Genomic DNA, 23,459 nt, shown 5'->3' with positions numbered 1-23,459 from the left:
GGAACGTGTGCGGCCGTGCCGCACCAAGGAGTGATCAGGTGTCGAGACAGCGCATCATGTCGTCTCTCGCGGCCGCCGCGGCCGCGGGCGCGCTGACGGTCGTCCTGCCGGCGTCCCCCGCCTCCGCCGCCGACTGCGCGGCCGGGTGGAACTCCGCCACGGCGTACCACGGCGGTGCGACCGTCTCCTACAAGGGGCGCAACTGGAGCGCCAAGTGGTGGACCCAGAACGAGACCCCGGGCGGCTCCTCCGGAGTCTGGGCCGACAAGGGGACCTGCGGAGGCGGCACGCCGGCCCCGTCCCAGCCGCCCGCCTCCGGCTCGTGCGACCATCCGAGCTGGGCGGCCGGCCGCGCCTACGCCGCCGGTGACGTCGTCAGGTACACCGACGGGAAGCTGTACCGGGCCGAGCACGCCAACCCGGGCTACGACCCGGTCATCAGCACGTGGTACTGGGAGCCGTACACCTGCGGCGGCTCCAGCCCCACCCCGCCGAACCCGTCGAACCCGCCGAACCCGTCGGGCTTCGTCGTCAGCGAGGCGCAGTTCAACCAGATGTTCCCGAGCCGGAACCCCTTCTACACCTACAAGGGCCTGGTCGCGGCGCTCAACGCCTACCCGGCCTTCGCCAGGACGGGCGGCGACACGGTGAGGAAGCAGGAGGCCGCGGCCTTCCTGGCCAACATCAACCACGAGACCGGCGGCCTGGTGCACGTGGTCGAGCAGAACACCGCGAACTACTCGCACTACTGCGACCGGAGCCAGTCCTACGGCTGCCCGGCCGGGCAGTCGGCCTACTACGGCCGCGGCCCGATCCAGCTGAGCTGGAACTTCAACTACAAGGCGGCCGGCGACGCGCTCGGCGTCAACCTGCTGAACAACCCGAACCTGGTGCAGACCGACGCCGCGGTGGCCTGGAAGACCGCCATCTGGTACTGGATGACCCAGAACGGCCCCGGCACGATGACCGGGCACAACGCCATGGTCAACGGCCGCGGCTTCGGTGAGACGATCCGCAGCATCAACGGCAGCCTGGAGTGCGGGGGCCGCAACCCCGCCCAGGTGCAGAGCCGGATCAACGCCTACCAGAGGTTCACCCAGATCCTGGGCGTGACCCCGGGCGGCAACCTGAGCTGCTGACCGCCGGCCCGGCCGCGCGGGATCCGCGCGGCCGGGCGCAAGACGGAGGGCGGAAGGCAGGGGCGGGGCACGGCGCAGCCGTGCCTCGCCCTAATTGGCGGGCCCGGCCGACGGCCGGACGGTGATCTCCGTGACGTGCGCGTCCGGGGAGGCCGTCACCGCCGCCAGCACGGCACGGGCCACCGAGTCCGCCCGGAGGTACTTCTCCGGCTGGTACTCGCCCTCCTCCTGGGCCCGGACCCCGCGCTGCATGTCGGTGTCCACCCGTCCCGGGTAGACCGTGGTCACCCTCAGGCCCGGCTCCTCCAGGCGGAGCGCGTCGGCGAAGGCCCGCAGCGCGAACTTGCTGGCGGAGTACGACGCCCAGTCCGGGTTGGCCCGCTGCCCGGCGCCGGAGTTGACCAGCACGACGTGCCCGTCCGCGGCGCGCAGCGCGGGCAGCAGCAGCCGGGTCAGCTCCGCGACCGCGACCACGTTGACCTCCAGGGTGCGCCGCCACACCTCGGCCGGCGTCTCCTCGATCCGTCCCAGCGTCACCACGCCGGCGCTGTGCACCAGCACGTCGAGCCGGTCGATCCCGGCGACGTCGGCCTCGGTGACGGCGGTCAGCTCCACCGGCCAGGTCCGGGCGCCCGGCAGCCCCACCCGCGCCTTCTCCAGCGCGTCGCGGTCGCGGCCGCCGAGCAGCAGGTCGTGGGTGGGCGCCAGGGCGCGGGCCACGGCGGCCCCCACCCCCCGGGACGCCCCGGTGATCAACGCGGTAGGTCGCTCTGACATGCCGCCCAGCCTATTGCTCCGGCCGCAGCGTGTTCGGCCCAGGGCGCTCCAGGACGAGGGTGTAGGCGTCACCCGGGTAGTCGGGGTCGGCCGGCCGGACCCTGACCGCGTCGGCGGCGGCCTCCAGGATCACGCACCGGTACCACCGCCCGCCCTCGAAGAACTCCCAGGGCCGCATCAGCACATCCAGCCCGGTCCGGTGGACCTCACCGGACGCGTCCTCCTCCGCGCCGGGAGCACCGAGGGGATGGCCGAACACCGTCAGCGGCTGCCAGCCGCCGTCCACCTGCCGGATGTAGCCGAGCAGGGCGCCGTCGTCGTCACGCCTGATCTCTTTCACGGTTGACAGCCTACACAAACTTGAATACAAATTTGAATATGTCCTCGACCCGCACCCTGATCCTCGGCGTACTCCTCGACGGCCCGCTCCACGGATACGAGGTACGGCGCCGCCTGGAGAGCTGGGGCACCGACCAGTGGGCCAGCGTGGCCTACGGCTCGATCTACCACGGCCTCGGCAAGATGGCCGACGAGGGCCTGCTCCGCCGGGTGGAGGAGGGCCGGGGCGGCAGGACCGTCTACGAGATCACCGAGGCCGGCCGGGCCGAGTTCATGCGGCTGCTGATGGACCACTGGTGGGAGCTCAAGCCCATCGTGGACCCCTTCCAGGTGGCGCTGACCTTCATGGACCGGCTCTCCCCCGCCGACCTCGCCGCGACGATGAGAGGCCGAGCGGCGCAGCTGCGGGCCGCCGTCGGGATGCTGGACCGGGCGATCGCGGCCAAACGCGCCCATGGAGCGCCCCGGCACGTCGACGAGACGCTCAAGCTCAACGCCGCCCAGTTCGAGGCCCAGCTCACCTGGATCGAGGACGCCCTCACGAGGGTCGAGAAGGGCGAGCTGCCCTGAGCACGCCCTCGGCGCGGCCCCTCCAGGGACCGGAGCGGCTCCGAAAACGCCGAAACCGCATGAATTAATACTCAGTAAAAGAAATTAATACTCTGTAAGATCCACCCGCGGTGCTCCTCCCGCCGGACTCCTCGCCCCTCCCCGGGCACGCGGCCACGGGAAAACCGGTTGATCCTGCCGCAGGGAGAGGGTCCATGCTCGGCATCCCCCACCAACGGAGAAAAGATGATCATTGAAGCGCACGACCTGCGCAAGACGTTCACCGCCAGACGCGGACGCGGGAAGACCGAGGAGGTCGAGGCCGTGCGCGGCATCGACCTGTCGGTCGGCGAGGGCGAGATCTTCGCCTGCCTCGGGCCGAACGGCGCGGGCAAGACCACCACCGTCCGCATGCTGGCCACCTTCACCGCCCCCACCTCCGGCACCGCGAGGGTCGCCGGGTACGACGTGGTGAAGCAGGCCGCGAAGGTGCGGGAGAACATCGGCTACGTCGGCCAGAACGGCGGAGTGGACGAGAACACCCCGGGCCGCGTGAGCCTGGTCATGGCCGCGCGCATCGCCGGGCTCTCCCGCGGGCAGGCGCTCGCCCGGGCGGACGAGCTGATGGCCGCCTTCAGCCTGACCGAGATCGCCGACCGCCCGGTGAAGACGCTCTCCGGCGGCCAGAAGCGCCGCTTCAGCCTGGCCATCGGCCTGGTGAACCGGCCCCCGCTGGTCTTCCTGGACGAACCCACCACCGGCCTCGACCCGCAGAACCGCGCCAACCTCTGGGACGAGATCCGCGCCCTGCGCGAGCAGGGCACCAGCGTCCTGCTGACCACCCACTACCTGGACGAGGCCGACGCGCTCTGCGACCGGCTGGTCATCGTCGACCACGGCGAGGTCGTCGCCGAGGGCACCCCGGCGGAGCTCAAGAAGGAGATCGCCGGGGACGTCGTCACGCTCCGGCTCGACGACCCGGCCGCGGGCCGCGCGCTGCTGGACGCCCAGCCGTACATCGCGGAGACACAGGAGGAGGGCGAGAGCCTGCGCGCCTACCTCGACGACGGCGAGCACAACCTCCCGGCGCTGCTGCGCGCCCTGGAGGCCGGCGGCCTGGCCATCAGGTCCATCTCCCTGGAGCGGGCCACGCTCGACGACGTCTTCCTCAAGCACACCGGCCGCTCGCTGCGCGACGCCGCCTGAGAAGGGGAACGATCCCGATGAGATTCCGGCACACCATGCTGTTCCTCGGCCACGAGCTGGGGATCCTGCGCCGCAACGTGGCCTGGCCGCTGTTCGGCATCATGCAGCCCATCCTCTATCTGCTGCTGTTCGCCCCGCTGCTGACCAGCATCACCCCGGGCGGCACCCTGAAGGAGGCGCTGGTCGTCTTCACCCCGGCCGCGCTGGTGATGATCGCCCTGTTCGGCTCGATGTTCGCCGGGTTCGGCATGATCAACGAGACCCGCAACGGGGTGCTGGAGCGGCTCGCGGTCAGCCAGGCCTGGCGGCCCGCGATCATCCTCGGCCGGGTGGTCAAGGACATGGTCATGCTGGTCCTCCAGTCGCTGATCGTCCTGGGCGTGGCCACGCTGATGGGCCTGCGGATCAGCCTGCCCGCGATGGGCCTCATGCTGCTGCTCATGGCCGCGGCCGCCCTGTTCGCCGCCAACCTCTCGTACGGCCTGGCGCTGGCGGTGCGCGACGAGAACGGCATGTCGCAGATCGTGCAGTTCTTCCTGATGCCGCTGATGCTGCTCTCCGGCCTGATGCTGCCCATCTCGCTCGGCCCGGAGTGGATGCAGACGGCGGCGAAGTTCAACCCGCTCTACTACGCGGTCGAGGCCGGCCGCGCGCTGTTCGCCGGGGACTTCTCCGACGGCACCATCCCGGTCGCCTTCGGCCTCTTCCTGGTCCTGGGCGTGCTCACCCTGACCTGGTCGGTCCGCTCGCTGCGGAAGCTGGCCGGATAGGCGCGGACGGCGGAGCCGTACCGGCCGCGGCGCCCCCGTCCCCGCCCCCCGTCCCCGCCGCGGTCCCCGCCGCCGGTGGCGGGGACGGCACCGGCGCGGTCAGGGCAGAGCCGTCAGGACAGAGCCGTCAGGACAGAAAGGTCCCGGCCTGGTCGGTCATGCGCTCGTACTCCTCCAGCCTCGCCTGCGTGCGCAGCGGCGCCGCGTCCGCCATGGCCTCCACCAGCACCATGGCCAGGGCGAGCGGCGCCGCGTGCGAGTCGAACACCAGCCGCTCGCCGACCGGGGCGGCGAGGACCACGTCCGCCTCGAACGGCACGTCCCGGCGGTCGGTGATCACCGCGGTCCGCAGCCCCAGCTCCCGGGCGTCGGCCAGGGCCGCCGCGGCCTCGGCCGGGTAACGCGGCAGGACCACCGCCAGCAGCCAGGCCGCTCCCGCGCGGCGGGCCGCGTGCAGGCCGTCGGCCAGCTCCGATCCGCCGTGGGTCAGCAGTCGCACGTCCGGGTGGATGCGGCGGGCGTAGTAGGCGAACGTGGTGGCCAGGCCGCTGGAGACGCGCAACCCGAGCACCGGCAGCGGCTCGCAGCAGGCCAGCGCGGCACCCAGCTCCGCGACGGCCGACGGGTCGGCCAGCGCCTCACGGACCGCGCGCAGGTTGCCGACCTCCGCGTCGATCGCGGCCTGCAGGTCGCCCGCCCGCCCCGCGGCCCGCGCGGGGACCCGGCCGTCGTTCCCCGCGGCGCGGGCGCCCGGCCCCGCCTGCGCGCCGCCGGGCCCTCCGGCCCCGCCGACGACTCCGCCGGCCGCTCCGCCCACCACGCCACCGGCCACGCCACCCACCGTGCCACCCACCACGCCACCGGCCACGCCACCCACCGTGCCACCGACCGGGCCGCCCACCGCTCCGCCCACCACCAGGGGGCGCAGCGCCTGCCGGAGCTCGGGGTAGCCCGCGAAGCCGAGCGCCATGGCGAACCTGGTCACCGACGGCTGGCTCACCCCGGCGCGCTCGGCCAGTTCCACACTCGACAGGAAGATCGCCTCGGCTAGGTGGTCGTCCAGGTAACGTGCGATCCGCCGCTGCACCGGCGAGAGCCTCCGGCCCTGAAGGAGTCGATCGAGTCCGTCGCCCACGTCCCCTCCAACCGGCGGTCCCGCGCCCTCATTCCCCCTCGGACTCGCGCATCGGGACGCGCACGCCGCGCTCCCGCGCGACCGCGGCGGCCTCGTCGTAGCCGGCGTCGACGTGCCGGATCACGCCCGTGCCCGGGTCGTTGGTGAGCACCCGGCGGAGCTTCTCCGCGCCGAGCGCCGTGCCGTCGGCGACGGTGACCTGGCCGGCGTGGATCGAGCGGCCGATGCCGACGCCGCCGCCGTGGTGGATGGAGACCCACGCGGCGCCGGAGGCGACGTTGAGCATCGCGTTCAGCAGCGGCCAGTCGGCGATCGCGTCGGAGCCGTCGAGCATGCCCTCGGTCTCGCGGTACGGGCTCGCCACGGAGCCGCAGTCGAGGTGGTCGCGGCCGATCACGACCGGGGCCTCGAGCTCCCCGGAGGCCACCATGTCGTTGAACCGCTCGCCGGCCAGGTGGCGCTCGCCGTACCCGAGCCAGCAGATCCGGGCGGGCAGGCCCTGGAAGTGCACCTTCTCCCCCGCCATCCGGATCCACCGGGCCAGCGGCTCGTTGTCGGGGAACAGCTCCAGGACAGCCCGGTCGGTCTTGGCGATGTCGGCGGGGTTCCCCGAGAGCGCGGCCCAGCGGAACGGGCCCTTGCCCTCGCAGAACAGCGGCCGGATGTAGGCGGGCACGAAACCGGGGAAATCAAACGCGCGGTCGTAGCCGGCCAGCTTCGCCTCGCCGCGGATGGAGTTGCCGTAGTCGAAGACCTCCGCGCCCGCGTCGGCGAACCCGACCATCGCCTCCACGTGCCGGGCCATGGACTCGCGGGCCCGCGCGGTGAAGCCAGCCGGGTCCTTGTCCCGCTCTGCGGCCATGTCCTCGAAGGCCACGCCGAGCGGCAGGTACATCAGCGGGTCGTGGGCCGAGGTCTGGTCGGTGACGATGTCGATCTCGGCGCCGCGGCGGAGCAGCTCGGGCACGGCCTCGGCGGCGTTGGCCTCGACGCCGATGCTGAGCGGGCGCCGCGCGTCACGCGCCTCGTAGGCCAGCCGGAGCGCCTCGTCGAGGTCGGCGGCGCGCACGTCGAGGTAGCGGTGCTCGATCCGCCGCTCGATGCTGCGCGGGTCGCAGTCGACGCAGATCGCCACGCCGCCGTTCATGGTGACGGCCAGCGGCTGGGCGCCCCCCATGCCGCCGAGCCCGGCGGTCAGCGTGATCGTCCCGGCCAGGGACCCTCCGAAGCGCTTGGCGGCCACGGCGGCGAAGGTCTCGTAGGTGCCCTGCAGGATGCCCTGGGTGCCGATGTAGATCCACGAGCCGGCGGTCATCTGCCCGTACATGGTCAGGCCCGCGGCCTCCAGGCGGCGGAACTCCTCCCAGTCCGCCCAGTCGGGCACCAGGTTGGAGTTGGCGATGAGGACCCGGGGCGCCCACTCGTGGGTGCGGAAGACGCCGACCGGGCGGCCGGACTGCACCAGCAGCGTCTCGTCGCCCTCCAGCGTGGTCAGCGTGCGGGTGATCGCGTCGAAGGAGCGCCAGTCCCGGGCGGCCTTCCCCGAGCCGCCGTAGACGACGAGCCGTTCCGGGTGCTCGGCCACCTCGGGGTCGAGGTTGTTGCAGATCATGCGGAGCGCCGCCTCCTGCGGCCACCCCTTGGCGGTGAGCGTGGTACCGCGCGGCGCGCGGACGGTCCGGCTGCCGGTCATGGCCGAGCCTCCTCCTGGCATGAATGAGTGCATTCATATTTGTCACTCTCAGGCCACGGGTCAACCCGGAGGACGGCCCTGGGAGCGGAGGCGGGACACGCGGAGTGGGAAGGAGCACCCCGGGGAAGGCGTCCCCGGGGTGCCCTCTACCTGCCGGCCGCCGTTCCGGCCCGTCCCGCACGGACGGACCGGGGAGATCGGCTCGGCGGGCGCCTGACGCGCCCGTGAACGGAGGAGAGACTCCGTAGCAGGCGGGATGCCCGCCCCTGGCGGAAAAAACCGATCTTTAACGTTATTTGCCCAACTTCGTCCCTTGTCAGGGCCGGAGACCGGTCACGACTCCACGGATGCCGGAGCCCGCCCGGTGGCGCCGCCCGCCGCACCGTCATCGGCTCCGTCCGCACTCCCGTCCGCGGCCTCGGTCCCGCCCGCGGCCTCGGTCCCGTTCGCGGTTCCGGCGGCGATCCCCTCCGCCGGCCCGGCGGTGAGCAGGAACTGGGTGGCGGCGAGCTCGCGGTAGAGGTCGTCGCCGGCGAGCAGCTCGTCGTGGGTGCCCACGGCCCGGACCCGGCCGCCCTCCATCACCACGATCCGGTCGGCGCCGGTCACCGTGGAGAGCCGGTGGGCGATCACCAGCACGGTCGTCTCCTTCGCCACCTCGGCGATGACCTCGCGCAACCGCAGCTCGTTGACCGCGTCGAGCTGGGAGGTGGCCTCGTCGAGCAGGAGCAGCCGGGGCCGGCGCAGCAGCGCCCGCGCGATGGCGACCCGCTGGCGCTCCCCTCCGGAGAGCATGACGCCGCGGTGGCCCACCATGGTCTCCACCCCTTCGGGGAGGCGGGCGACCAGGTCCTCCAGGCGGGTCAGCGCGAGCACCCGGCGTATCTCGGCCTCCGCCACGCCGGGGGCGGCCAGGACGAGGTTCTCCCGGAGCGTGCCGTCCAGCACGGGCGCGTCCTGCTCGACGTAGCCGAGGGCGGCGCGCAGCCCGGCCAGCGGCCAGTCGCGGATGTCGCGGCCGTCGATCGCGATCCTCCCCGCCCCGCGCTCGTAGAAGCGCTCCAGCAGGGCGAAGACCGTGGACTTTCCCGCCCCCGAGGGGCCGACCAGCGCGGTCATCCCGCCCGCCGGGACCTCGAAGGACACGTCCTGGTGGACCACCGGCCGGTCGTCGCCGTAGCGGAAGGACACGTTCTCGAACACCACTCCGGCGGGAGCCGTACCGGCCTCGTGGCCCGGCCCCGGACGGGCGGGCTCCTCGACGGGGAGCTCCTCGACCTGGCGGATCCGCCGCACCGCGGCCAGGCCGCTCTGCACCTGGGTCGCGCCCTGCACCAGCTGGCCGACCGGAGCGACCAGGTAGAAGAGGTAGAGCAGGAAGGCGATCAGCGACGACACCTCCAGCTCGCCGGAGGCGACCCGTGCCCCGCCGATGCCGAGCACCGCCACGAAGGCCAGCTGCGCGGCGACCCACGCCGAGATGCCCGCGATCGAGGTCCACCAGGCGACCGCGACCCCCCGGTCGCGGGCCTCCCCGGCGGCCTCCCCCACCGCGGCGATCTCCCGCTCCTCGGCGCCGCTCGCCTTGACCGTGCGGAAGGCCTGGAGCACCCGGTCGAGCACCGCGCCCATCTCCCCGACCGCGGACTGCGCCTCGACCGTGGCCCGCTGGATGCGCGGCATGACCAGGCCCACCAGCCCGCCGACGCAGACGAGCACCACCAAAGTGATCAGGAGCAGGAACCCGTCCATGAGCGCCATCATCACGACCGCGCCCACCAGCACGAAGACCGCGCCGACCGACTCGACGATCCCGTCGGTGAAGACCGCGCGGAGCAGGGTGGTGTCGGAGGTGACGCGGGCCAGCAGGTCGCCGGGCTTGAGCCGGTCGACCTCGGAGACGCGCAACCGGAGCATGCGGTCCACCAGGCCCCGGCGGGCGGAGAAGACGATGCCCTCGCCCATGCGCTCCAGCACGTACCGGCCGAGGGCCCCGACGGCCGCGCCCGCCAGCACGGCGACGGTCAGGCCGAGCACCGGCCCGGCCAGGGAGCGCTCCGCGCCGAACGCGTCGATCACCGCCTTGGCCAGCAGCGGCATCGCCAGCCCGGCCAGCGAGCTGACGAGGCTCAGCACGCCGCCGAGCGCGAGCACCTTCCGGTACGGCCGGACGTAGCCCAGCAGCAGCCGCCACGACCCGGGCTCGCCTCCGGCCCCGTCCCCCCGCCCGCGGCCGGACCCGGCCTCCGCGGCGCGTCCTCCGTCGCCGGCGGCCCTTCCCGGACCGGCTCCGGGCCCGCCCCCCGCGCCGGCCCCGCTCCCGGCCTCTGCCCCAGCCCCGCTCCCGGCCCTGCTCTCGGTCACCCTCATCCCCTCCGCAACGGCGTGGCCGACCTCCGGCCGCCGCCCTTCCTCTCTACCGTCCATGCCGCCTCCGCGAGCGTTTCGCCGGTTTTCATAGACCAAAGTCGGTCTTCATCGACAGAAGTCGGCCTTTGTCAACATAGGTTGACGGCCGGAGAGATGTCAACTGCGGTTGACAGGGGTGGCAGACTGGCCCCATGCCGCATGCCGTACCGGAAGCGTTCTCCGATGCCGAGGCCCGCCTGGTGACCCGCTTCGGGCCCGGCGCGCGCGACTGCAGACCGCCCCGACCATGCCCGACCGGATCACAGAGAAGCCCCGGCACTTGCGGTTATACCGAGTTATACTTCCTCTCATGAAGACAGCCATCTCGGTTCCCGACGAGACCTACTCCCGAGTGGAGAGATGCGCAGCCGCCATCGGTATGAGCCGATCGGAGTTCTACACCACCGCGGCGCAGCGTTATCTGGAGCATCTGGAGGAGAGAAGCCTCACCCGGCAGATCGACGCAGCGATCGAGCTGGCAGCCGGAGACGACTCCAACGAGACGGCGGTCACCGCCGGGCGGCGCCGGATCGCCATGGAGGAAGACGAGGAGTGGTGATCCTCCGAGGCCACATCTACTGGGCCGATCTCGGTGAGGCCATAGGCAGCCGCCCCGCGAAGCGGCGTCCCGTCCTCGTGGTGCAGTCCAAGCCCTACAACACCAGCCGTCTCGCGACCGTGCTGGTGGCGGTCATCACCTCGAACACCGGTCTCGCCGCCATGCCTGGCAACGTGTTCCTACCGATCGCCGCGACCGGTCTCAAACGCGATTCCGTCGTGAATGTGACCGCGTTGGCCACGATCAACAGAAATGAACTCGACGGTCCTGTGGGGTCCGTACCGGACACATTGATGGACGCGGTCGACGACGGGCTCCGGCGCGTTCTCGGACTCTAGCGCACGCTTGACCCCGAACCGGGGCACCGGCGATCCACTGCGCCCGTCAGCGGGTACGGCGGGCGGCGTGCTCGCGGCGCGCCTCGGCCACGGTCGCCAGGATCTCCTCCTGGGTCCGCAGCAGCCTCGCCTCGGCCTCCTCGGTCCGCCCCTCGGCGGCCAGGCGGCGGTTCCCGGTACTCCTGCCCAGCGCGCGCTTGGCGCGGGCCTTCAGCTCACGCAGACCGAATCCGTCCACGGGACACTCCCTCCGTCAGGCTGGACCGTCACCTGCCCGGAAGCCTCCCTGCCATGCGTGCCCGCCCGTCCCGCGGTCGTCGCCTGTCATCAGTCGGGCTCCGGGACGTCGACGTCGTAGTCGGCGTCGCCCTCGTCGGCGCGGCGGAGCCCGATGTCCTCCACCCAGGCGGTGACGAACAGCCGGATCCGCCGGACCGCCTCCTCGTCCAGCCCGTAGGCCTCGAACTCCTCGTCGGCGATGAAGTCGACGAACTCCAGCCGCATCACCAGCTCGGCCAGGGAGAACTCCTCGTTGTGCAGGCGGGCGAGCCGCTCCAGCTCGCGGAAGCCGTACAGGTCCGCGACCGCGGCGACGTCGATGACGTCGCGGGCGAGACCCCGCTCGTGCAGGGCGCGCATCTTCAGCCCGACGGCGTCCTCCAGCCCGACGACCGGCAGGTCCGCCACCGTCACGGCACCGCGCTGCAGCGCCTCCCGCAGCAGATCGAGCTCGCACGCCTGCCCGGTCACCGGGTCGGTGACGACCAGCCGGCCCATGCGCGCCGTCACCTCGTGCACGGCGACCTCCAGCCCGGCCGCCCGCAGCGCCTCCGCCACCCCGCCGGCCACCTCCGGCAGCGGTGTCCCGGCCGCCGTCGCGAGGTCCAGGTCCCGGCTCGGCCGGTCGGTGAGTCCGTGCAGCCGCATGGCGTGGCCGCCCGCCAGCACCAGCCCGAACCGGTCGCAGACCGGGAGCACGGTCCGCAGGATCCGCTCCTGGAACGGCGGGAAGCCCATCCGCTCAGGCCCCCAGGGCGGGGAGCTTGCCCTCCCAGGCCCTGCGGTAGGCGGAGCCGATCCCCCGGCGGAGCACCGGCCAGTCGGTGCGCAGCAGCTCGCCGTTGAGGTAGGTCTCGGCGTCGGCCCGGCCGCCTCCGGTGATGACCGTGCGGTACAGGCTCATCCGCAGGCGCGGGTCCGCCAGGTCGAACTCGGTCAGGCCCGACCAGGCCAGGTGGATCGGGAGCGCGACCACCCCCGCGGCGGGACCGCGCAGGTCGGCCAGGGAATCGGGGACCCGCCGGTCCACGTCCTGCCAGCGGGACGGAAAGGTGCGCACGGGTCCCAGTATGCCTCTGGGGCCTGGGATTCGTCAGCGCGTTCGAGAGCCCACTACCGGCGGGTGCGCAGGCGGCTGGAGGGCAGGTCGTGGCGGCCGGAGACGAACTCCTGGAAGGCGATCTTGGCCTGGATGACCGGGCGGCGCCAGCGCTTCTCCCGGCGGACGGCGCGGGCCATCAGCGCGGGCCGGGGACGGCGGGCGGTGGAGGCGTAGAACCAGTGGGCCCAGGGCGAGCCGGGCCGGGCCAGCCGGAGCGCCCCGACGATCAGCAGGAACGGCAGGAACAGGCCGACCAGCCCGGTCCAGATCTTGCCCTTGAGCAGGGTGACGATCGCCAGCACGAGGTTGGCTACGACGAGGCCGACCGCCGCCCAGGGGCCCTGCGGGGTGTCGCCGGAGTCCTCCCAGCCCAGCGGGCGCAGGCCCAGCAGGAGCAGGCCGGTGACCGCGACCGCGACGAAGACGGCGTCGACCGAGGTGCGGCCCTCCTCCTCCCAGTAGACGTCGTGCAGGTGGAGGATGAGCGCGAACTCGTCGAGGATCAGGGCCGCGCCGACGCCGAAGACGGCGGCCGTCACCGCGTACCAGGTGTCGGAGACGCCCGAGACCAGCAGCCCCGCGACGCCGCCCAGCAGGCTCAGCACCACGCCGAACACCATGTGGTGGATGTGCATCTCACCGACGTTGACGTCGCGGAACCAGCCCACCCCGGCCCGGATGAGCCGGACGTTGATCCGCGTGAAGACGAAGGCGACGATCAGCGCGACGAAGAAACAGAACAGCGGCAGCCGTTCTGTTTCGATGATCCGTTGCTGGAACCACTCCCCCACAGCCGTTACAGGTTATGCCAGGAAGCCCCGCAGAAGTGCCGCCGTTCCCTCCAGGTGCTCGGTCACGGCGCGGCGGGCGGCCTCGGGGTCGCCCGCCAGGACGGCCTCGACGATCGCCTCGTGCTGGGCGGCGGCGTGCTCGATGTTGCGCTGCAGCACCGGGATGGCGTTGAGCAGGTCGGTGACCCGCAGCCGCGCCTCGGCGCAGGCCGCGGCGAGGGACGCCGAGCCGGTCAGTTCGGCGATGGACAGGTGGAAGGCGGTGTCCAGCCGGCGGTAGTCCTCCGGGCTCGCGGAGTTGACCTCCGCCAGGCGCCGGCGCAGCGTCTCGCGCCACTCGCCGGCCGGCTCGGCGGTGGCCAGCACCTGGGCCGCGCCGCACTCGACGGCCAGCCGGAAGGTGAGCGCGTCGGCCAGGTGGCCGCTGCCCATGTCGGCCACCGCGCGGCGCAGGTCGTCCTGGCGGGGCGCGGGCGGGGTGTAGGTGACGAACGCGCCGCCGTACCGGCCCCGCCGCACCTGCAGGTAGCCCGCCTCGGCGAGCGCCCGGATGGCCTCGCGCAGCGTGACGCGGCTGATCCCCAGCTGGGCGGCGAGCTCCCGCTCCGGCGGCAGCTTCTCGACGACGAGCCCGAGCTTGATGGCCGAGAGCAGTCGCTCCACGGTCTCCTCGAAGGCGTTGCCCGCCCGCACCGGCCGGAGCACGCTCGCCGGCGGCGACGTCGGTGGCAGCGACTCCCGCAAACCTCACCTCCCGCTCTTGACAACCCCATCCTCGGTGCACATCAATGGTCTGACACTAGCCCAATGAGACTCCTGCGAGGAGGGCGCGTGGACATCGGCGAACTGCGCGACGAGGTGGCGGCCGGGCGGATCGACACCGTGCTGCTGGCGGTCACCGACATGCAGGGCCGGCTCCAGGGCAAGCGGCTGTCCGCGCGCTACTTCCTGGAGGAGGTGCTCCACCACGCCGCCGAGGGCTGCAGCTACCTGCTCGCGGTGGACGTCGACATGAACACCGTGGACGGCTACGCCATGTCGTCCTGGGACAACGGGTACGGAGACTTCGTGATGCGTCCCGACCCGGCCACCCTGCACCGGGTGCCCTGGCAGGAGGGCACCGCCCTGCTCCTGGCCGACCTGGTCTGGCAGGACGGCTCGGACGTCGCGGCCTCGCCCCGGCAGATCCTGCGCCGCCAGCTCGGCCGCCTGGCCGCCCGCGGCTGGGAGGCGTTCGCCGGCACCGAGCTGGAGTTCGTCGTCTTCACCGACACCTACGAGGACGCCTGGCGGCGCGGCTACCGCGACCTGACCCCCGCCAACCTCTACAACGTCGACTACTCCATGCTCGGCACCGCCCGCGTCGAGCCGCTGCTGCGCGCCGTACGGCTCGGCATGGAGGGCGCCGGGATGTACGTCGAGTCGGCCAAGGGCGAGTGCAACCCCGGCCAGCACGAGATCGCCTTCCGCTACACCGACGCCCTGACCACCTGCGACAACCACACGATCTACAAGAACGGCGCCAAGGAGATCGCCGCCCGGCAGGGCATGTCGCTGACCTTCATGGCCAAGCCGAACTCCCGCGAGGGCAACTCCTGCCACATCCACCTGTCGCTGCGCGACGACGGCGGGGAGCCGGTCATGGCCGGCTCCGGGCCGCACGGCCTGTCGGAGACCGGGCGGCGCTTCATCGCCGGGCAGCTCGCCTGCCTGCGCGAGTTCACCCTGCTCTACGCGCCCAACATCAACTCCTACAAGCGGTACGCTCCCGGCAGCTTCGCCCCCACCGCGGTGCGCTGGGGCGTGGACAACCGGACCTGCGCGCTCCGCCTCGTCGGGCACGGGCCATCTCTGCGGATCGAGAACCGCGTGCCCGGCGGCGACGTCAACCCCTACCTGGCGGTCGCGGCGATGGTCGCGGCCGGGCTGCACGGCATCGAGAACGGCCTGGAGCTCCCCGAACCCTTCGAGGGCAACGCCTACGCCTCCGACTCCCCCACCGTCCCGCGCACCCTGCGCGACGCCCTGGACCTGTGGGAGGGCTCCGGGCTCGCCCGCCGGGCCTTCGGCGAGGAGGTCGTGGCGCACTACGCCAACGCCGCCCGGGTCGAGCTGGCCGCCTTCGACGCCGCGGTCACCGACTGGGAACTGCGGCGCGGATTCGAGCGGATGTGACATGAAGATCGTGAACCCGGCGACCGAGGAGGTCATCGCCGACGTCGAGGCCGCCGACGCCGCCGAGATGGACCGGGCGGTCGAGCGCGCCCGCGCGGCCTTCCCCGCCTGGCGCGGGATCGCCCCCGGTGACCGCGCCCGGCTGCTGCGCGCCTTCGCCGCGCTGGTGCGCGAGCACGGCGCGGAGCTGGCCGCCCTGGAGACCGCCGACGCCGGGCACACCGCCGCGAACGCCCGATGGGAGGCGGGCAACGTCGCCGACGTGCTCGACTTCTACGCCGGCGCGCCCGAGCGCAACCACGGCAGGCAGATCCCCGTCCCCGGCGGCTGGGACGTCACCTTCGCCGAGCCGCTCGGCGTGGTCGGCGTGATCGTGCCGTGGAACTTCCCCATGGTGATCATGATGTGGGGGGTCGCCCCCGCGCTGGCCGCGGGCGACACGGTCGTCGTCAAGCCCGCCGAGCAGACCCCGCTGACCGCCCTGCGCCTGGCCGAGCTGGCCCTGGCGGCCGGCCTGCCCGAGGGGGTGCTCCAGGTCGTGCCCGGCGAGGGCGGGGTCGCCGGCGCCCGCCTCGTCGAGCACCCGGACGTCGCGAAGATCGTCTTCACCGGTTCGACCGAGACCGGCAAGCGCATCGCCGCGGTCTGCGCCGGGCAGGTCAAACGGCTCACCCTGGAGCTCGGCGGCAAGAGCGCCAACATCGTCTTCGCCGACGCCGACCTGGACAGGGCCGCCGCCACCGCGCCGTACGCCGTCTTCGACAACGCCGGGCAGGACTGCTGCGCCCGCTCCCGCATCCTGGTGGAGCGCACCGTCCACGACGAGTTCCTGGCCCGCCTGTCGGAGGCGGTGCTCGCGGTCAAGGTCGGCGACCCGCGCGCCGAGGAGACCGAGATGGGCCCGCTGATCAGCGCCGCGCACCGCGACCGGGTCGCCTCCTTCGTCACCGGCACCCCCTACCTGCAGGGCACCTGCCCGTCCGGGCCCGGCTTCTGGTTCCCGCCGACGGTCCTGACCCCCGGCCCCGCCGACCCCGCCTTCACCGAGGAGATCTTCGGGCCGGTCGTCTCGGTCGTCCCGTTCGACGGCGAGGCGGACGCCGTGCGGATCGCCAACGACACCCGCTACGGCCTCAGCGGATCGATCTGGACCCGCGACATCGGGCGGGCCCTGCGGGTCGCCCGGGCCGTCGAGGCGGGCAACCTCAGCGTCAACTCCCACTCGTCGGTCCGCTACTGGACGCCGTTCGGCGGGTTCAAGCAGTCCGGGCTCGGCCGCGAGCTCGGCCCCGACGCCCTGTCCGCGTTCACCGAGACCAAGAACGTCTTCATTTCGGAGGATTGATGCAGCGCCTGCAGGACCGCGTGGCCGTCATCACCGGCGCCGGGAGCGGGATCGGCCTGGCCACCGCGCGCCGCCTCGCCCAGGAGGGCGCGAAGGTGGTGTGCGCCGACGTCGACGAGACGGCCGGCGCCGAGGCCGCCGCCGAGGTGGGCGGCCTGTTCGTGCGCGCCGACGTCACCAGCGAGGACGACGTCGAGCGCATGTACCGCACGGCCGTCGAGACCTACGGCAGCGTGGACGTCGCCTTCAACAACGCCGGCATCTCCCCGCCGGACGACGACTCCATCCTGGAGACCGGCCTCGACGCCTGGCGCCGGGTCCAGGACGTCAACCTCACCAGCGTCTACCTGTGCTGCAAGCACGTCATCCCCCACATGCGGCGGCAGGGCAGGGGCTCGATCATCAACACCGCCTCGTTCGTCGCGGTGATGGGATCGGCGACCTCCCAGATCTCCTACACCGCCTCCAAGGGCGGCGTGCTGGCGATGTCCCGGGAGCTCGGCGTGCAGTTCGCCCGCGAGGGCATCCGGGTCAACGCGCTCTGCCCGGGGCCGGTCAACACGCCGCTGCTGCAGGAGCTGTTCGCCGCCGACCCCGAGCGGGCGCGGCGCCGCCTGGTGCACGTCCCGCTCGGCCGCTTCGCCGAGGCCTCCGAGATCGCCGCGGCGGTGGCGTTCCTGGCCTCCGACGACGCGAGCTTCGTCACCGCCTCGCAGTTCCTCGTCGACGGCGGGATCTCCGGCGCCTACGTCACCCCGCTGTAGGACGGCCGCCGTGTCCCGTCCCGTCATCGGCATCACCTGCTACGTCGAGCCCGCGCGCTTCACCGTCTGGGACACGCCCGCCGCGCTCCTGCCGTACGGCTACGTCGACCACGTGGTCCGGGCCGGCGGCCAGCCGGTGATCCTGCCGCCGGCGGGCGACGCGGCCGCGCTCGCCGGCCGCCTCGACGGGCTGATCGTGGCCGGCGGCGGCGACGTCGACCCCGCCCGGTACGGCGCGCCGCCCCACCCCGCGACGAGCCACGTCCGCCCGTTCCGCGACGACTTCGAGCTCGCCCTGGTCCGGGCCGCGCTCGACGGCGGCCTCCCCCTGCTGGGCGTCTGCCGGGGCCTGCAGATCCTCAACACCGCCCTGGGCGGCACCCTGCACCAGCACCTGCCCGAGACCGTCGGCCACCGCGGCCACGCCCCAGCCCCGGGGACCTTCGGCCACCTGGCCGTCCACCTCGCACCCGGCAGCCGGACCGCGGAGATCCTCGGCGCGCGGACCGCCGACGTCGCCCACTACCACCACCAGGCCGCCGACCGGCTCGGCGCCGGCCTGACCGCGACCGCCCACGCCGGCGACGGCACCGTCGAGGCCGTGGAACTCGACGGCCACCCCTTCGCCCTCGCCGTCCAGTGGCACCCCGAGGCCGGCGACGAGTGCGCCCTGTTCGCCGCGCTCGTCGGCCACGTCCGCCCCTGACCGGCCCGCCCGGCCTCGTCCGCCCCCGCACGGATCCGCCACAGGCCGCGTGCGCGCCCCCGCGCGGGCCCGCCACAGGCCACGTGCGCCCCCGTGCGGGCCCGCCAGGAGCGACGAGTCCCGCACCGGGGATTTCGCTCGGCGGGCGGCGGCCGTTAGGCTGACCGGGACACCGATGAACCCGCGCGGGAGAGCGTCCTGACAGCCAGGCCAGGACCCCTGAAGGAGCAAGCCCTCCCCGCGAACCTCTCAAGGCAAAGGACCGTGCGGGTAGGTGCCCTCTGGAAAGCAGGCCCCCGCGGCCTCGCCGAAGGTGAAAGTCCGGTTAAAACCCGGGCGAAGCTCTCAGGCACCCATGACAGAGGGGGAGGATGCTCTCATCCGACCCATGTCCGAGGTGCGATCATGTCCCGACCCACGCCGCTCCGCGGCGTCCACGAGTCCCTCGGCGCGACGCTGACCGACTTCGCGGGCTGGCTGATGCCGCTCCGCTACGGCAGCGAGTCCGCCGAGCACAACGCGGTCCGCCAGGCCGCGGGCCTGTTCGACCTCTCCCACATGGGGGAGATCTTCGTCACCGGGCCGCAGGCCGGCGAGGCCCTCGACCACGCCCTCGTCGGGCACCTGTCCACGCTGGAGCCCGGCCGCGCCCGCTACACGATGATCGTGAACGCCCAGGGCGGCGTGCTGGACGACCTGATCGTCTACCGCCTCGCCCCCGAGGAGTTCATGGTCGTCGCCAACGCCTCCAACTACCCCATGGTCGCCGCCGAGCTCACCGGGCGCGCCAAGGCGTTCGACGCCGCCGTCGAGGACCGCTCCGACCGCTACGCGCTCGTCGCCGTCCAGGGCCCCCGCTCGCAGGAGATCCTCTCCCGCCTCACCGACGCCGACCTGGCCGGCCTGAAGTACTACGCGGGCCTGCCCGCCACCGTCGCCGGCCGCCCCGCGCTCATCGCCCGCACCGGCTACACCGGCGAGGACGGCTTCGAGCTCTTCATCGCCTGCGACGACGCCGAGCCGCTCTGGGCCGCGCTCACCGAGGCCGGCGAGCCGTACGGCCTGCGCCCCGCCGGGCTCTCCGCGCGCGACACCCTCCGCCTGGAGGCCGGCATGCCGCTGTACGGCAACGAGCTGTCCAGCGCCCGCACCCCGTTCGACGCCGGGCTCGGCCGCGTGGTGAAGTTCGACAAGCCGGGCGACTTCGTCGGCCGCGCCGCCCTCGAGGCGCTCAAGGACACCGCCCCGGCCCGCCGCCTGGTCGGCCTGGCCGCCACCGGCCGCCGGGTCCCCCGGCACGGCTACCCGGTGGTGCGCGCCGACACCGGCGCGACCGTCGGCGAGGTCACCAGCGGAGCGCCCTCCCAGACGCTCGGCCGGCCCATCGCCATGGCCTACGTCGAGACCGAGGCCCTGGACGACCCGCTGGCGGTGGACATCCGGGGCAGCCGTGAGCCGGTCGAGGTCGTCGACCTGCCTTTCTACAGGAGGAACAAGTGAGCAGCATTCCCGACGAACTCCGCTACACCAAGGAGCACGAGTGGGTGGCGGGCGACGGCACCGTCACCGTCGGCATCACCGCCTTCGCCGCCGAGGCCCTCGGTGACGTGGTCTACGTGCAGGTGCCCGAGGCCGGCTCCACCGTCGCCGCCGGCGACGCGGTCGGCGAGGTCGAGTCCACCAAGTCGGTGAGCGACATCTACTCCCCCGTCGGCGGCGAGGTCGTCGAGGTCAACCAGACCGTCGTCGACGACCCCTCCCTGGTCAACAGCGACCCCTACGGCGAGGGCTGGCTCTTCCGTGTCCGCGTCGAGGGCGACACCGGAGACCTGCTCTCCGCCGAGGAGTACGCCGCCCTCACCTCCGGCGAATCCTGACACGTCCCCTCTCCGTGCCGTGACCGCGCGCGCCCTGCGGACGCGCGCGGTCACGGCTGCTCCTAAGGAGCGATGATCAATGGCGATCAGCGTCTTCGACCTCTTCAAGATCGGCATCGGCCCGTCCAGTTCCCACACCGGCGGCCCGATGGCCGCCGCGCACCGCTTCGCCCGGAGCCTCGACCACGACGGCCTGCTGGACAAGACCGCCCGCGTCGAGGCCGTCCTCTACGGCTCCCTCGGCCTGACCGGCAAGGGCCACGGCAGCGACAAGGCCGTCCTGCTGGGCCTGTCCGGCGAGAAGCCCGAACTCGTCGACGTCGACACCGTCGACGAGCGGCTGGCCGCCATGAAGGCCTCCGGCACCATCCACCTGTACGGCTCCCGCGAGATCCCCTTCGTCGTCGGCGAGCACCTCGTCTTCGAACGCAAGATCTCGCTGCCCGGCCACCCCAACGGCATGCGCTTCACCGCCTTCGACGAGAACGGCGAACCCCTCCGCGAGAAGATCTACTACTCGGTCGGCGGCGGCTTCGTCGTCGACGAGAACGCCACCGGCGCCGACCGCATCAAAGCCGACGACACCGCGCTGCCGTACCCCTTCACCACCGCCGCCGAACTGCTCGCCCACTGCCGCGAGACGGGCCTGTCGGTCTCCGGCCTGATGCTGGAGAACGAGAAGGCCTTCGGCCGCACCGAGGCCGAGATCCGCACCCGCCTGCTCGAACTGTGGCGCGTCATGTCCGAGTGCGTCGAGCGCGGCATCACCAAGGAGGGCGTGCTGCCCGGCGGGCTGAAGGTCCACCGGCGCGCCCACCGGCTCCACCGGCGGCTGCGCGGCGAGAGCCACGAGAAGGACCCGCTCCAGGTGATGGACTGGGTCTCCCTGTTCGCCCTCGCCGTCAACGAGGAGAACGCCGCCGGCGGCCGCATCGTCACCGCCCCCACCAACGGCGCCGCCGGCATCATCCCCGCCGTCCTGACCTACTACGACCGGTTCGTCCACGAGGCCGACGACGACGGCGTGGTCCGCTTCCTGCTCACCGCCGGCGCCGTCGGCGTGCTGTTCAAGGAGAACGCCTCCATCTCCGGCGCCGAGGTCGGCTGCCAGGGCGAGGTCGGCTCGGCCTGCTCCATGGCTGCCGCCGGGCTCACCGAGGTCCTGGGCGGCACCCCCGAGCAGGTCGAGAACGCCGCCGAGATCGGCATCGAGCACAACCTCGGCCTGACCTGCGACCCCATCGGCGGCCTGGTCCAGATCCCGTGCATCGAGCGCAACGCGGTGGCCTCCATCAAGGCCATCACCGCCGCCCGGATCGCGCTGCGCGGCGACGGCCAGCACTTCGTCTCCCTCGACAAGGCCATCAAGACCATGCGCGACACCGGCCGCGACATGCTCGACAAGTACAAGGAGACCAGCCGCGGCGGCCTCGCCGTCAACGTCATCGAGTGCTGACCGGAGACGTGCGCGCGGGGCGCCCTCCCGCCCCGCGCGCACACCGCCGACACGGGACGAACAGGGCGGACGCCGCCGACTTCACCGATCCGTACAAGAGCACCCAACCCGGGGACTATCGTGGTTGAACCCTTCGCGGAGGCCGGGCAGCGCCCGCGAAGGGTTCACGAAAGGCCAGGGAAAGGCCAGGGAGGCCGTGTGACGACGCAAGCCCCACCGGCGGTCCGCTTCTTCCGCGCCCACTGGCTCTTCCTGACCGCGCTGCTGGCCGGCTGCGCCCTGCGCGCCCTGGCCGTCCTCGGCTACCGCCCCGCCCTGTGGTTCTGGGCCGACTCCTTCGCCTACCTCAACACCGCGCTCGACCCCCGGCCCATGGAGTCACGCCCCAGCGGCTACTCGCTGTTCCTGTGGCTGCTCGGCCCCCTGGAGAGCGTCCAGGCCGTCGCCGTCGCCCAGCACCTGCTCGGCCTGACCACCGCCGTCTGCGTCTACCTCCTGCTCCGCCGGCTGGGCCGCCTCCCCGGCTGGGGCGCGACCCTCGCCGCGCTCCCCGCCCTGCTCGACGTCCACCAGGTCCAGCTCGAACACCTCATCATGGCGGACCTGCTCTTCGAGTTCCTGCTCGTGCTCGCCGTCACCCTCGTGATGTGGCGGCGGCGCCCTCCCGTCTGGGCCGCCCTGCTCGCCGGAGCCCTGCTCGCCGCGGCCACCGTCACCCGGACCGTCGGCCTCCCGCTCATCGCCGTCGTCGGCGTCTGCCTGCTGCTCCGCCGCGCCGGCTGGAGGGCGCTGCTCGCCACCGCGACCGCGAGCGCCCTCGTCCTCGGCGGATACGCCGCCTGGTTCCACTCCGAGCACGGCGACTACGGCATGACCCGCGGCAACGCCTTCCTCTGGGCCCGCACCATGACCTTCGCCGACTGCGCGAAGATCAAGCCCACCGGCCCCGAGGCCGCGCTCTGCCCCACCGAACCGCTGAGCGAGCGCAAGGCGCCCCCCGTCTACATCTGGGACGGGGACTCCCCGTTCAACAAGATCAAGGGTTCCTGGGCCGAACGCGACGCCCTCGCCGGCGACCTCGCCACGCAGGCCATCAGGGCCCAGCCCCTCGACTTCCTCCGCACCGGCCTGGCCGACCTGGCCCACGTCTTCGACTGGCAGCGCCGCGTCTACCCGACCGAGGGCGACCAGAGCGCCTACGTCTTCCCCGAGGGCACCACCTCACTGCCCGACGGCGCCGCCTCCCGCGGCCGCACCGCCGAGGAGATCATCACCGCCTACCAGGGCGGCCCCGGCGACACCTACCTCGCCGAACCCCACGCCGGCCGGCTGCGCGCCTACCAGGAGCACGGCTTCCTGCGCGGCCCCTTCCTCGGCGTCATCCTCCTCATCGGCCTGATCGGCGTGCTGACCCGGTGGCGGCACCTCGGCGGCCCCGTGCTCCTGCCCTGGGCCGCGGCCGCCGTCCTGATCGCACTGCCGCAGTTCGTCGCCGCCTTCGACCACCGCTACGTGGTGCCCGCCGTGCCACTGGCCTGTCTGGCCGCCGGCCTGGCCTTCGCCAGGAACACCGCCCCCGACGAGCCCGCACGGACCTCCCCCGCGGAACCCGCGGGCGACGAGGGCGACGGCGGCGACGGAGACGGAGACGGAGACGAAGGATGGTGGCCCTCAGCGACGGCGGACATGAAGACGGACGAGCACCCCCAGCCCATCGTCCCCCACCGCCCGTCGAACCCGGTCGACGGCGTCCTCGTTCATCCGCTCCACCAGCCCGCCGACGTCGGTGGCGGGCCCGCAGCTCACCGCGATCCGGACCCGGTCCCCCTCGACCGTCCTGACCTGCACCCGGCCGAGCCCTTCGACTTCTTTAAGCGCCACCCCCAGCATCGCGATGCCGGTCTCGCTGCGCCTGCCCCGCCGTCCCCAGCCCAGCGCCCGCAGCAGCCAGCGCACACAGACAAGCCCCAGTACTACAAGTACTAGCGCGGCCAGCCATCCCGACCCCGGATCCTGCTCCAACCGGCCCGAAAGCCCCTGGTCCAGCACC

The 23,459-nt window shown here is 72.9% G+C and carries 24 protein-coding genes and 2 riboswitches; of the genes, 14 read left to right on the top strand and 10 right to left on the bottom strand.

Annotation, left to right across the window (positions count from 1 at the left end; all coding sequences use genetic code 11):
* Positions 1 to 38: 38 nt before the first annotated feature.
* On the top strand, positions 39 to 1,139 hold the full coding sequence (locus ACFOWE_RS04430) for a glycoside hydrolase family 19 protein (RefSeq protein ID WP_377285537.1): 1,101 nt from the start codon (positions 39 to 41) through the stop codon (positions 1,137 to 1,139).
* A gap of 90 nt (positions 1,140 to 1,229) precedes the next feature.
* Here the strand turns inward: ACFOWE_RS04430 and ACFOWE_RS04425 are convergent, their stop codons facing one another.
* Both ACFOWE_RS04425 and ACFOWE_RS04420 read right to left on the bottom strand, forming a co-directional pair.
* On the bottom strand, positions 1,230 to 1,916 hold the full coding sequence (locus ACFOWE_RS04425; protein WP_377285536.1) for an SDR family oxidoreductase: 687 nt from the start codon (positions 1,914 to 1,916) through the stop codon (positions 1,230 to 1,232).
* Positions 1,917 to 1,926: 10 nt separating this feature from the next.
* A complete protein-coding gene (locus ACFOWE_RS04420) occupies positions 1,927 to 2,256 on the bottom strand; it encodes a hypothetical protein (protein WP_377285535.1) in 330 nt (109 codons plus the stop codon).
* A gap of 38 nt (positions 2,257 to 2,294) precedes the next feature.
* Here ACFOWE_RS04420 and ACFOWE_RS04415 point away from each other — a divergent pair, with 38 nt between their 5' ends.
* The 3 genes from ACFOWE_RS04415 to ACFOWE_RS04405 all read left to right on the top strand — a co-directional run bounded on the left by ACFOWE_RS04415 (position 2,295) and on the right by ACFOWE_RS04405 (position 4,780).
* Positions 2,295 to 2,825, top strand: a complete 531-nt coding sequence (locus ACFOWE_RS04415; RefSeq protein WP_377285534.1) for a PadR family transcriptional regulator — start codon at positions 2,295 to 2,297, stop codon at positions 2,823 to 2,825.
* A 225-nt stretch (positions 2,826 to 3,050) separates the two neighbouring features.
* Positions 3,051 to 4,010: an ATP-binding cassette domain-containing protein gene (locus ACFOWE_RS04410; RefSeq protein WP_377285533.1), complete on the top strand. Its 960-nt coding sequence runs from the start codon at positions 3,051 to 3,053 to the stop codon at positions 4,008 to 4,010.
* Between the two features lie 17 nt (positions 4,011 to 4,027).
* The gene (locus ACFOWE_RS04405; RefSeq protein WP_377285532.1) at positions 4,028 to 4,780 is read left to right on the top strand and encodes an ABC transporter permease; all 753 of its coding nucleotides are present in this window, start codon (positions 4,028 to 4,030) and stop codon (positions 4,778 to 4,780) included.
* A 127-nt stretch (positions 4,781 to 4,907) separates the two neighbouring features.
* Here the strand turns inward: ACFOWE_RS04405 and ACFOWE_RS04400 are convergent, their stop codons facing one another.
* The 3 genes from ACFOWE_RS04400 to ACFOWE_RS04390 form a co-directional block, all read right to left on the bottom strand.
* A complete protein-coding gene (locus ACFOWE_RS04400; RefSeq protein WP_377285531.1) occupies positions 4,908 to 5,915 on the bottom strand; it encodes a MurR/RpiR family transcriptional regulator in 1,008 nt (335 codons plus the stop codon).
* A gap of 28 nt (positions 5,916 to 5,943) precedes the next feature.
* On the bottom strand, positions 5,944 to 7,608 hold the full coding sequence (gene hutU, locus ACFOWE_RS04395) for a urocanate hydratase (RefSeq protein WP_377285530.1): 1,665 nt from the start codon (positions 7,606 to 7,608) through the stop codon (positions 5,944 to 5,946).
* A gap of 333 nt (positions 7,609 to 7,941) precedes the next feature.
* Positions 7,942 to 9,972: an ABC transporter ATP-binding protein gene (locus ACFOWE_RS04390; protein ID WP_377285529.1), complete on the bottom strand. Its 2,031-nt coding sequence runs from the start codon at positions 9,970 to 9,972 to the stop codon at positions 7,942 to 7,944.
* A gap of 355 nt (positions 9,973 to 10,327) precedes the next feature.
* Here ACFOWE_RS04390 and ACFOWE_RS04385 point away from each other — a divergent pair, with 355 nt between their 5' ends.
* A complete protein-coding gene (locus ACFOWE_RS04385; RefSeq protein WP_377285528.1) occupies positions 10,328 to 10,576 on the top strand; it encodes a hypothetical protein in 249 nt (82 codons plus the stop codon).
* Entirely contained in the window at positions 10,570 to 10,914 is a 345-nt protein-coding gene (locus ACFOWE_RS04380; RefSeq protein WP_377285527.1) for a type II toxin-antitoxin system PemK/MazF family toxin, read from the top strand. Before ACFOWE_RS04385 ends, ACFOWE_RS04380 begins: the two co-directional genes overlap by 7 nt.
* Positions 10,915 to 10,960: 46 nt before the next feature.
* Here the strand turns inward: ACFOWE_RS04380 and ACFOWE_RS04375 are convergent, their stop codons facing one another.
* From ACFOWE_RS04375 to ACFOWE_RS04355, 5 genes are all read right to left on the bottom strand, one after another.
* Positions 10,961 to 11,152: a hypothetical protein gene (locus ACFOWE_RS04375; protein ID WP_377285526.1), complete on the bottom strand. Its 192-nt coding sequence runs from the start codon at positions 11,150 to 11,152 to the stop codon at positions 10,961 to 10,963.
* Positions 11,153 to 11,241: 89 nt separating this feature from the next.
* Positions 11,242 to 11,931: a nucleotidyl transferase AbiEii/AbiGii toxin family protein gene (locus ACFOWE_RS04370; protein ID WP_377285524.1), complete on the bottom strand. Its 690-nt coding sequence runs from the start codon at positions 11,929 to 11,931 to the stop codon at positions 11,242 to 11,244.
* 4 nt (positions 11,932 to 11,935) lie between these two features.
* Complete coding sequence (locus ACFOWE_RS04365; RefSeq protein ID WP_377285523.1) at positions 11,936 to 12,253, bottom strand: hypothetical protein; 318 nt, start codon at positions 12,251 to 12,253, stop codon at positions 11,936 to 11,938.
* Positions 12,254 to 12,306: 53 nt separating this feature from the next.
* Positions 12,307 to 13,086 (bottom strand): hypothetical protein, encoded by a 780-nt coding sequence (locus tag ACFOWE_RS04360; protein ID WP_377285521.1) that lies wholly within the window; start codon positions 13,084 to 13,086, stop codon positions 12,307 to 12,309.
* 12 nt (positions 13,087 to 13,098) lie between these two features.
* A complete protein-coding gene (locus ACFOWE_RS04355) occupies positions 13,099 to 13,830 on the bottom strand; it encodes a FadR/GntR family transcriptional regulator (protein WP_377285520.1) in 732 nt (243 codons plus the stop codon).
* Between the two features lie 63 nt (positions 13,831 to 13,893).
* On the opposite strand from ACFOWE_RS04355, the gene ACFOWE_RS04350 reads away from it, so the two are divergent.
* From ACFOWE_RS04350 to ACFOWE_RS04315, 8 genes are all read left to right on the top strand, one after another.
* Positions 13,894 to 15,261, top strand: coding sequence for a glutamine synthetase family protein (locus tag ACFOWE_RS04350; RefSeq protein ID WP_377285518.1), 1,368 nt, complete (start codon positions 13,894 to 13,896; stop codon positions 15,259 to 15,261).
* Between the two features lies 1 nt (position 15,262).
* On the top strand, positions 15,263 to 16,606 hold the full coding sequence (locus tag ACFOWE_RS04345; protein WP_377285517.1) for an aldehyde dehydrogenase family protein: 1,344 nt from the start codon (positions 15,263 to 15,265) through the stop codon (positions 16,604 to 16,606).
* Positions 16,606 to 17,370 carry a 3-oxoacyl-ACP reductase gene (locus tag ACFOWE_RS04340; RefSeq protein WP_377285516.1) on the top strand — a complete coding sequence of 255 codons (765 nt, stop codon included), beginning with the start codon at positions 16,606 to 16,608 and terminating at the stop codon, positions 17,368 to 17,370. The genes ACFOWE_RS04345 and ACFOWE_RS04340 overlap by 1 nt, the downstream gene beginning before the upstream one ends.
* 10 nt (positions 17,371 to 17,380) lie before the next feature.
* Positions 17,381 to 18,076, top strand: coding sequence for a gamma-glutamyl-gamma-aminobutyrate hydrolase family protein (locus tag ACFOWE_RS04335; protein ID WP_377285515.1), 696 nt, complete (start codon positions 17,381 to 17,383; stop codon positions 18,074 to 18,076).
* A 176-nt stretch (positions 18,077 to 18,252) separates the two neighbouring features.
* A riboswitch (glycine riboswitch) is annotated at positions 18,253 to 18,351 on the top strand.
* A riboswitch (glycine riboswitch) is annotated at positions 18,352 to 18,448 on the top strand. It abuts the riboswitch before it with no gap.
* Between the two features lie 33 nt (positions 18,449 to 18,481).
* On the top strand, positions 18,482 to 19,576 hold the full coding sequence (gene gcvT / locus ACFOWE_RS04330) for a glycine cleavage system aminomethyltransferase GcvT (RefSeq protein ID WP_377285514.1): 1,095 nt from the start codon (positions 18,482 to 18,484) through the stop codon (positions 19,574 to 19,576).
* Positions 19,573 to 19,953, top strand: a complete 381-nt coding sequence (gene gcvH / locus ACFOWE_RS04325) for a glycine cleavage system protein GcvH (protein ID WP_377285513.1) — start codon at positions 19,573 to 19,575, stop codon at positions 19,951 to 19,953. The genes gcvT and gcvH overlap by 4 nt, the downstream gene beginning before the upstream one ends.
* Before the next feature lie 79 nt (positions 19,954 to 20,032).
* Entirely contained in the window at positions 20,033 to 21,409 is a 1,377-nt protein-coding gene (locus ACFOWE_RS04320) for an L-serine ammonia-lyase (protein ID WP_377285512.1), read from the top strand.
* Positions 21,410 to 21,607: 198 nt separating this feature from the next.
* On the top strand, positions 21,608 to 23,395 hold the full coding sequence (locus ACFOWE_RS04315) for a hypothetical protein (RefSeq protein ID WP_377285511.1): 1,788 nt from the start codon (positions 21,608 to 21,610) through the stop codon (positions 23,393 to 23,395).
* Positions 23,396 to 23,459: the final 64 nt, after the last annotated feature.

It is taken from the genome of Planomonospora corallina (assembly GCF_042650625.1).
In the GTDB taxonomy this organism is placed as follows: domain Bacteria; phylum Actinomycetota; class Actinomycetes; order Streptosporangiales; family Streptosporangiaceae; genus Planomonospora_B; species Planomonospora_B corallina.
This window is presented reverse-complemented; position numbering and strand designations above follow the sequence as displayed.

Bases quoted from the DNA above. Each gene is read 5' to 3' on its own strand.
- ACFOWE_RS04385 (WP_377285528.1), top strand. From the start codon at position 10,328: ATGAAGACAGCCATCTCGGTTCCCGACGAGACCTACTCCCGAGTGGAG.
- ACFOWE_RS04350 (WP_377285518.1), top strand. From the start codon at position 13,894: ATGAGACTCCTGCGAGGAGGGCGCGTGGACATCGGCGAACTGCGCGAC.
- ACFOWE_RS04415 (WP_377285534.1), top strand. From the start codon at position 2,295: ATGTCCTCGACCCGCACCCTGATCCTCGGCGTACTCCTCGACGGCCCG.
- ACFOWE_RS04340 (WP_377285516.1), top strand. From the start codon at position 16,606: ATGCAGCGCCTGCAGGACCGCGTGGCCGTCATCACCGGCGCCGGGAGC.
- ACFOWE_RS04345 (WP_377285517.1), top strand. From the start codon at position 15,263: ATGAAGATCGTGAACCCGGCGACCGAGGAGGTCATCGCCGACGTCGAG.
- ACFOWE_RS04410 (WP_377285533.1), top strand. From the start codon at position 3,051: ATGATCATTGAAGCGCACGACCTGCGCAAGACGTTCACCGCCAGACGC.
- hutU (WP_377285530.1), bottom strand. From the start codon at position 7,608: ATGACCGGCAGCCGGACCGTCCGCGCGCCGCGCGGTACCACGCTCACC.
- gcvT (WP_377285514.1), top strand. From the start codon at position 18,482: ATGTCCCGACCCACGCCGCTCCGCGGCGTCCACGAGTCCCTCGGCGCG.
- ACFOWE_RS04370 (WP_377285524.1), bottom strand. From the start codon at position 11,931: ATGGGCTTCCCGCCGTTCCAGGAGCGGATCCTGCGGACCGTGCTCCCG.
- ACFOWE_RS04320 (WP_377285512.1), top strand. From the start codon at position 20,033: ATGGCGATCAGCGTCTTCGACCTCTTCAAGATCGGCATCGGCCCGTCC.
- ACFOWE_RS04425 (WP_377285536.1), bottom strand. From the start codon at position 1,916: ATGTCAGAGCGACCTACCGCGTTGATCACCGGGGCGTCCCGGGGGGTG.
- ACFOWE_RS04405 (WP_377285532.1), top strand. From the start codon at position 4,028: ATGAGATTCCGGCACACCATGCTGTTCCTCGGCCACGAGCTGGGGATC.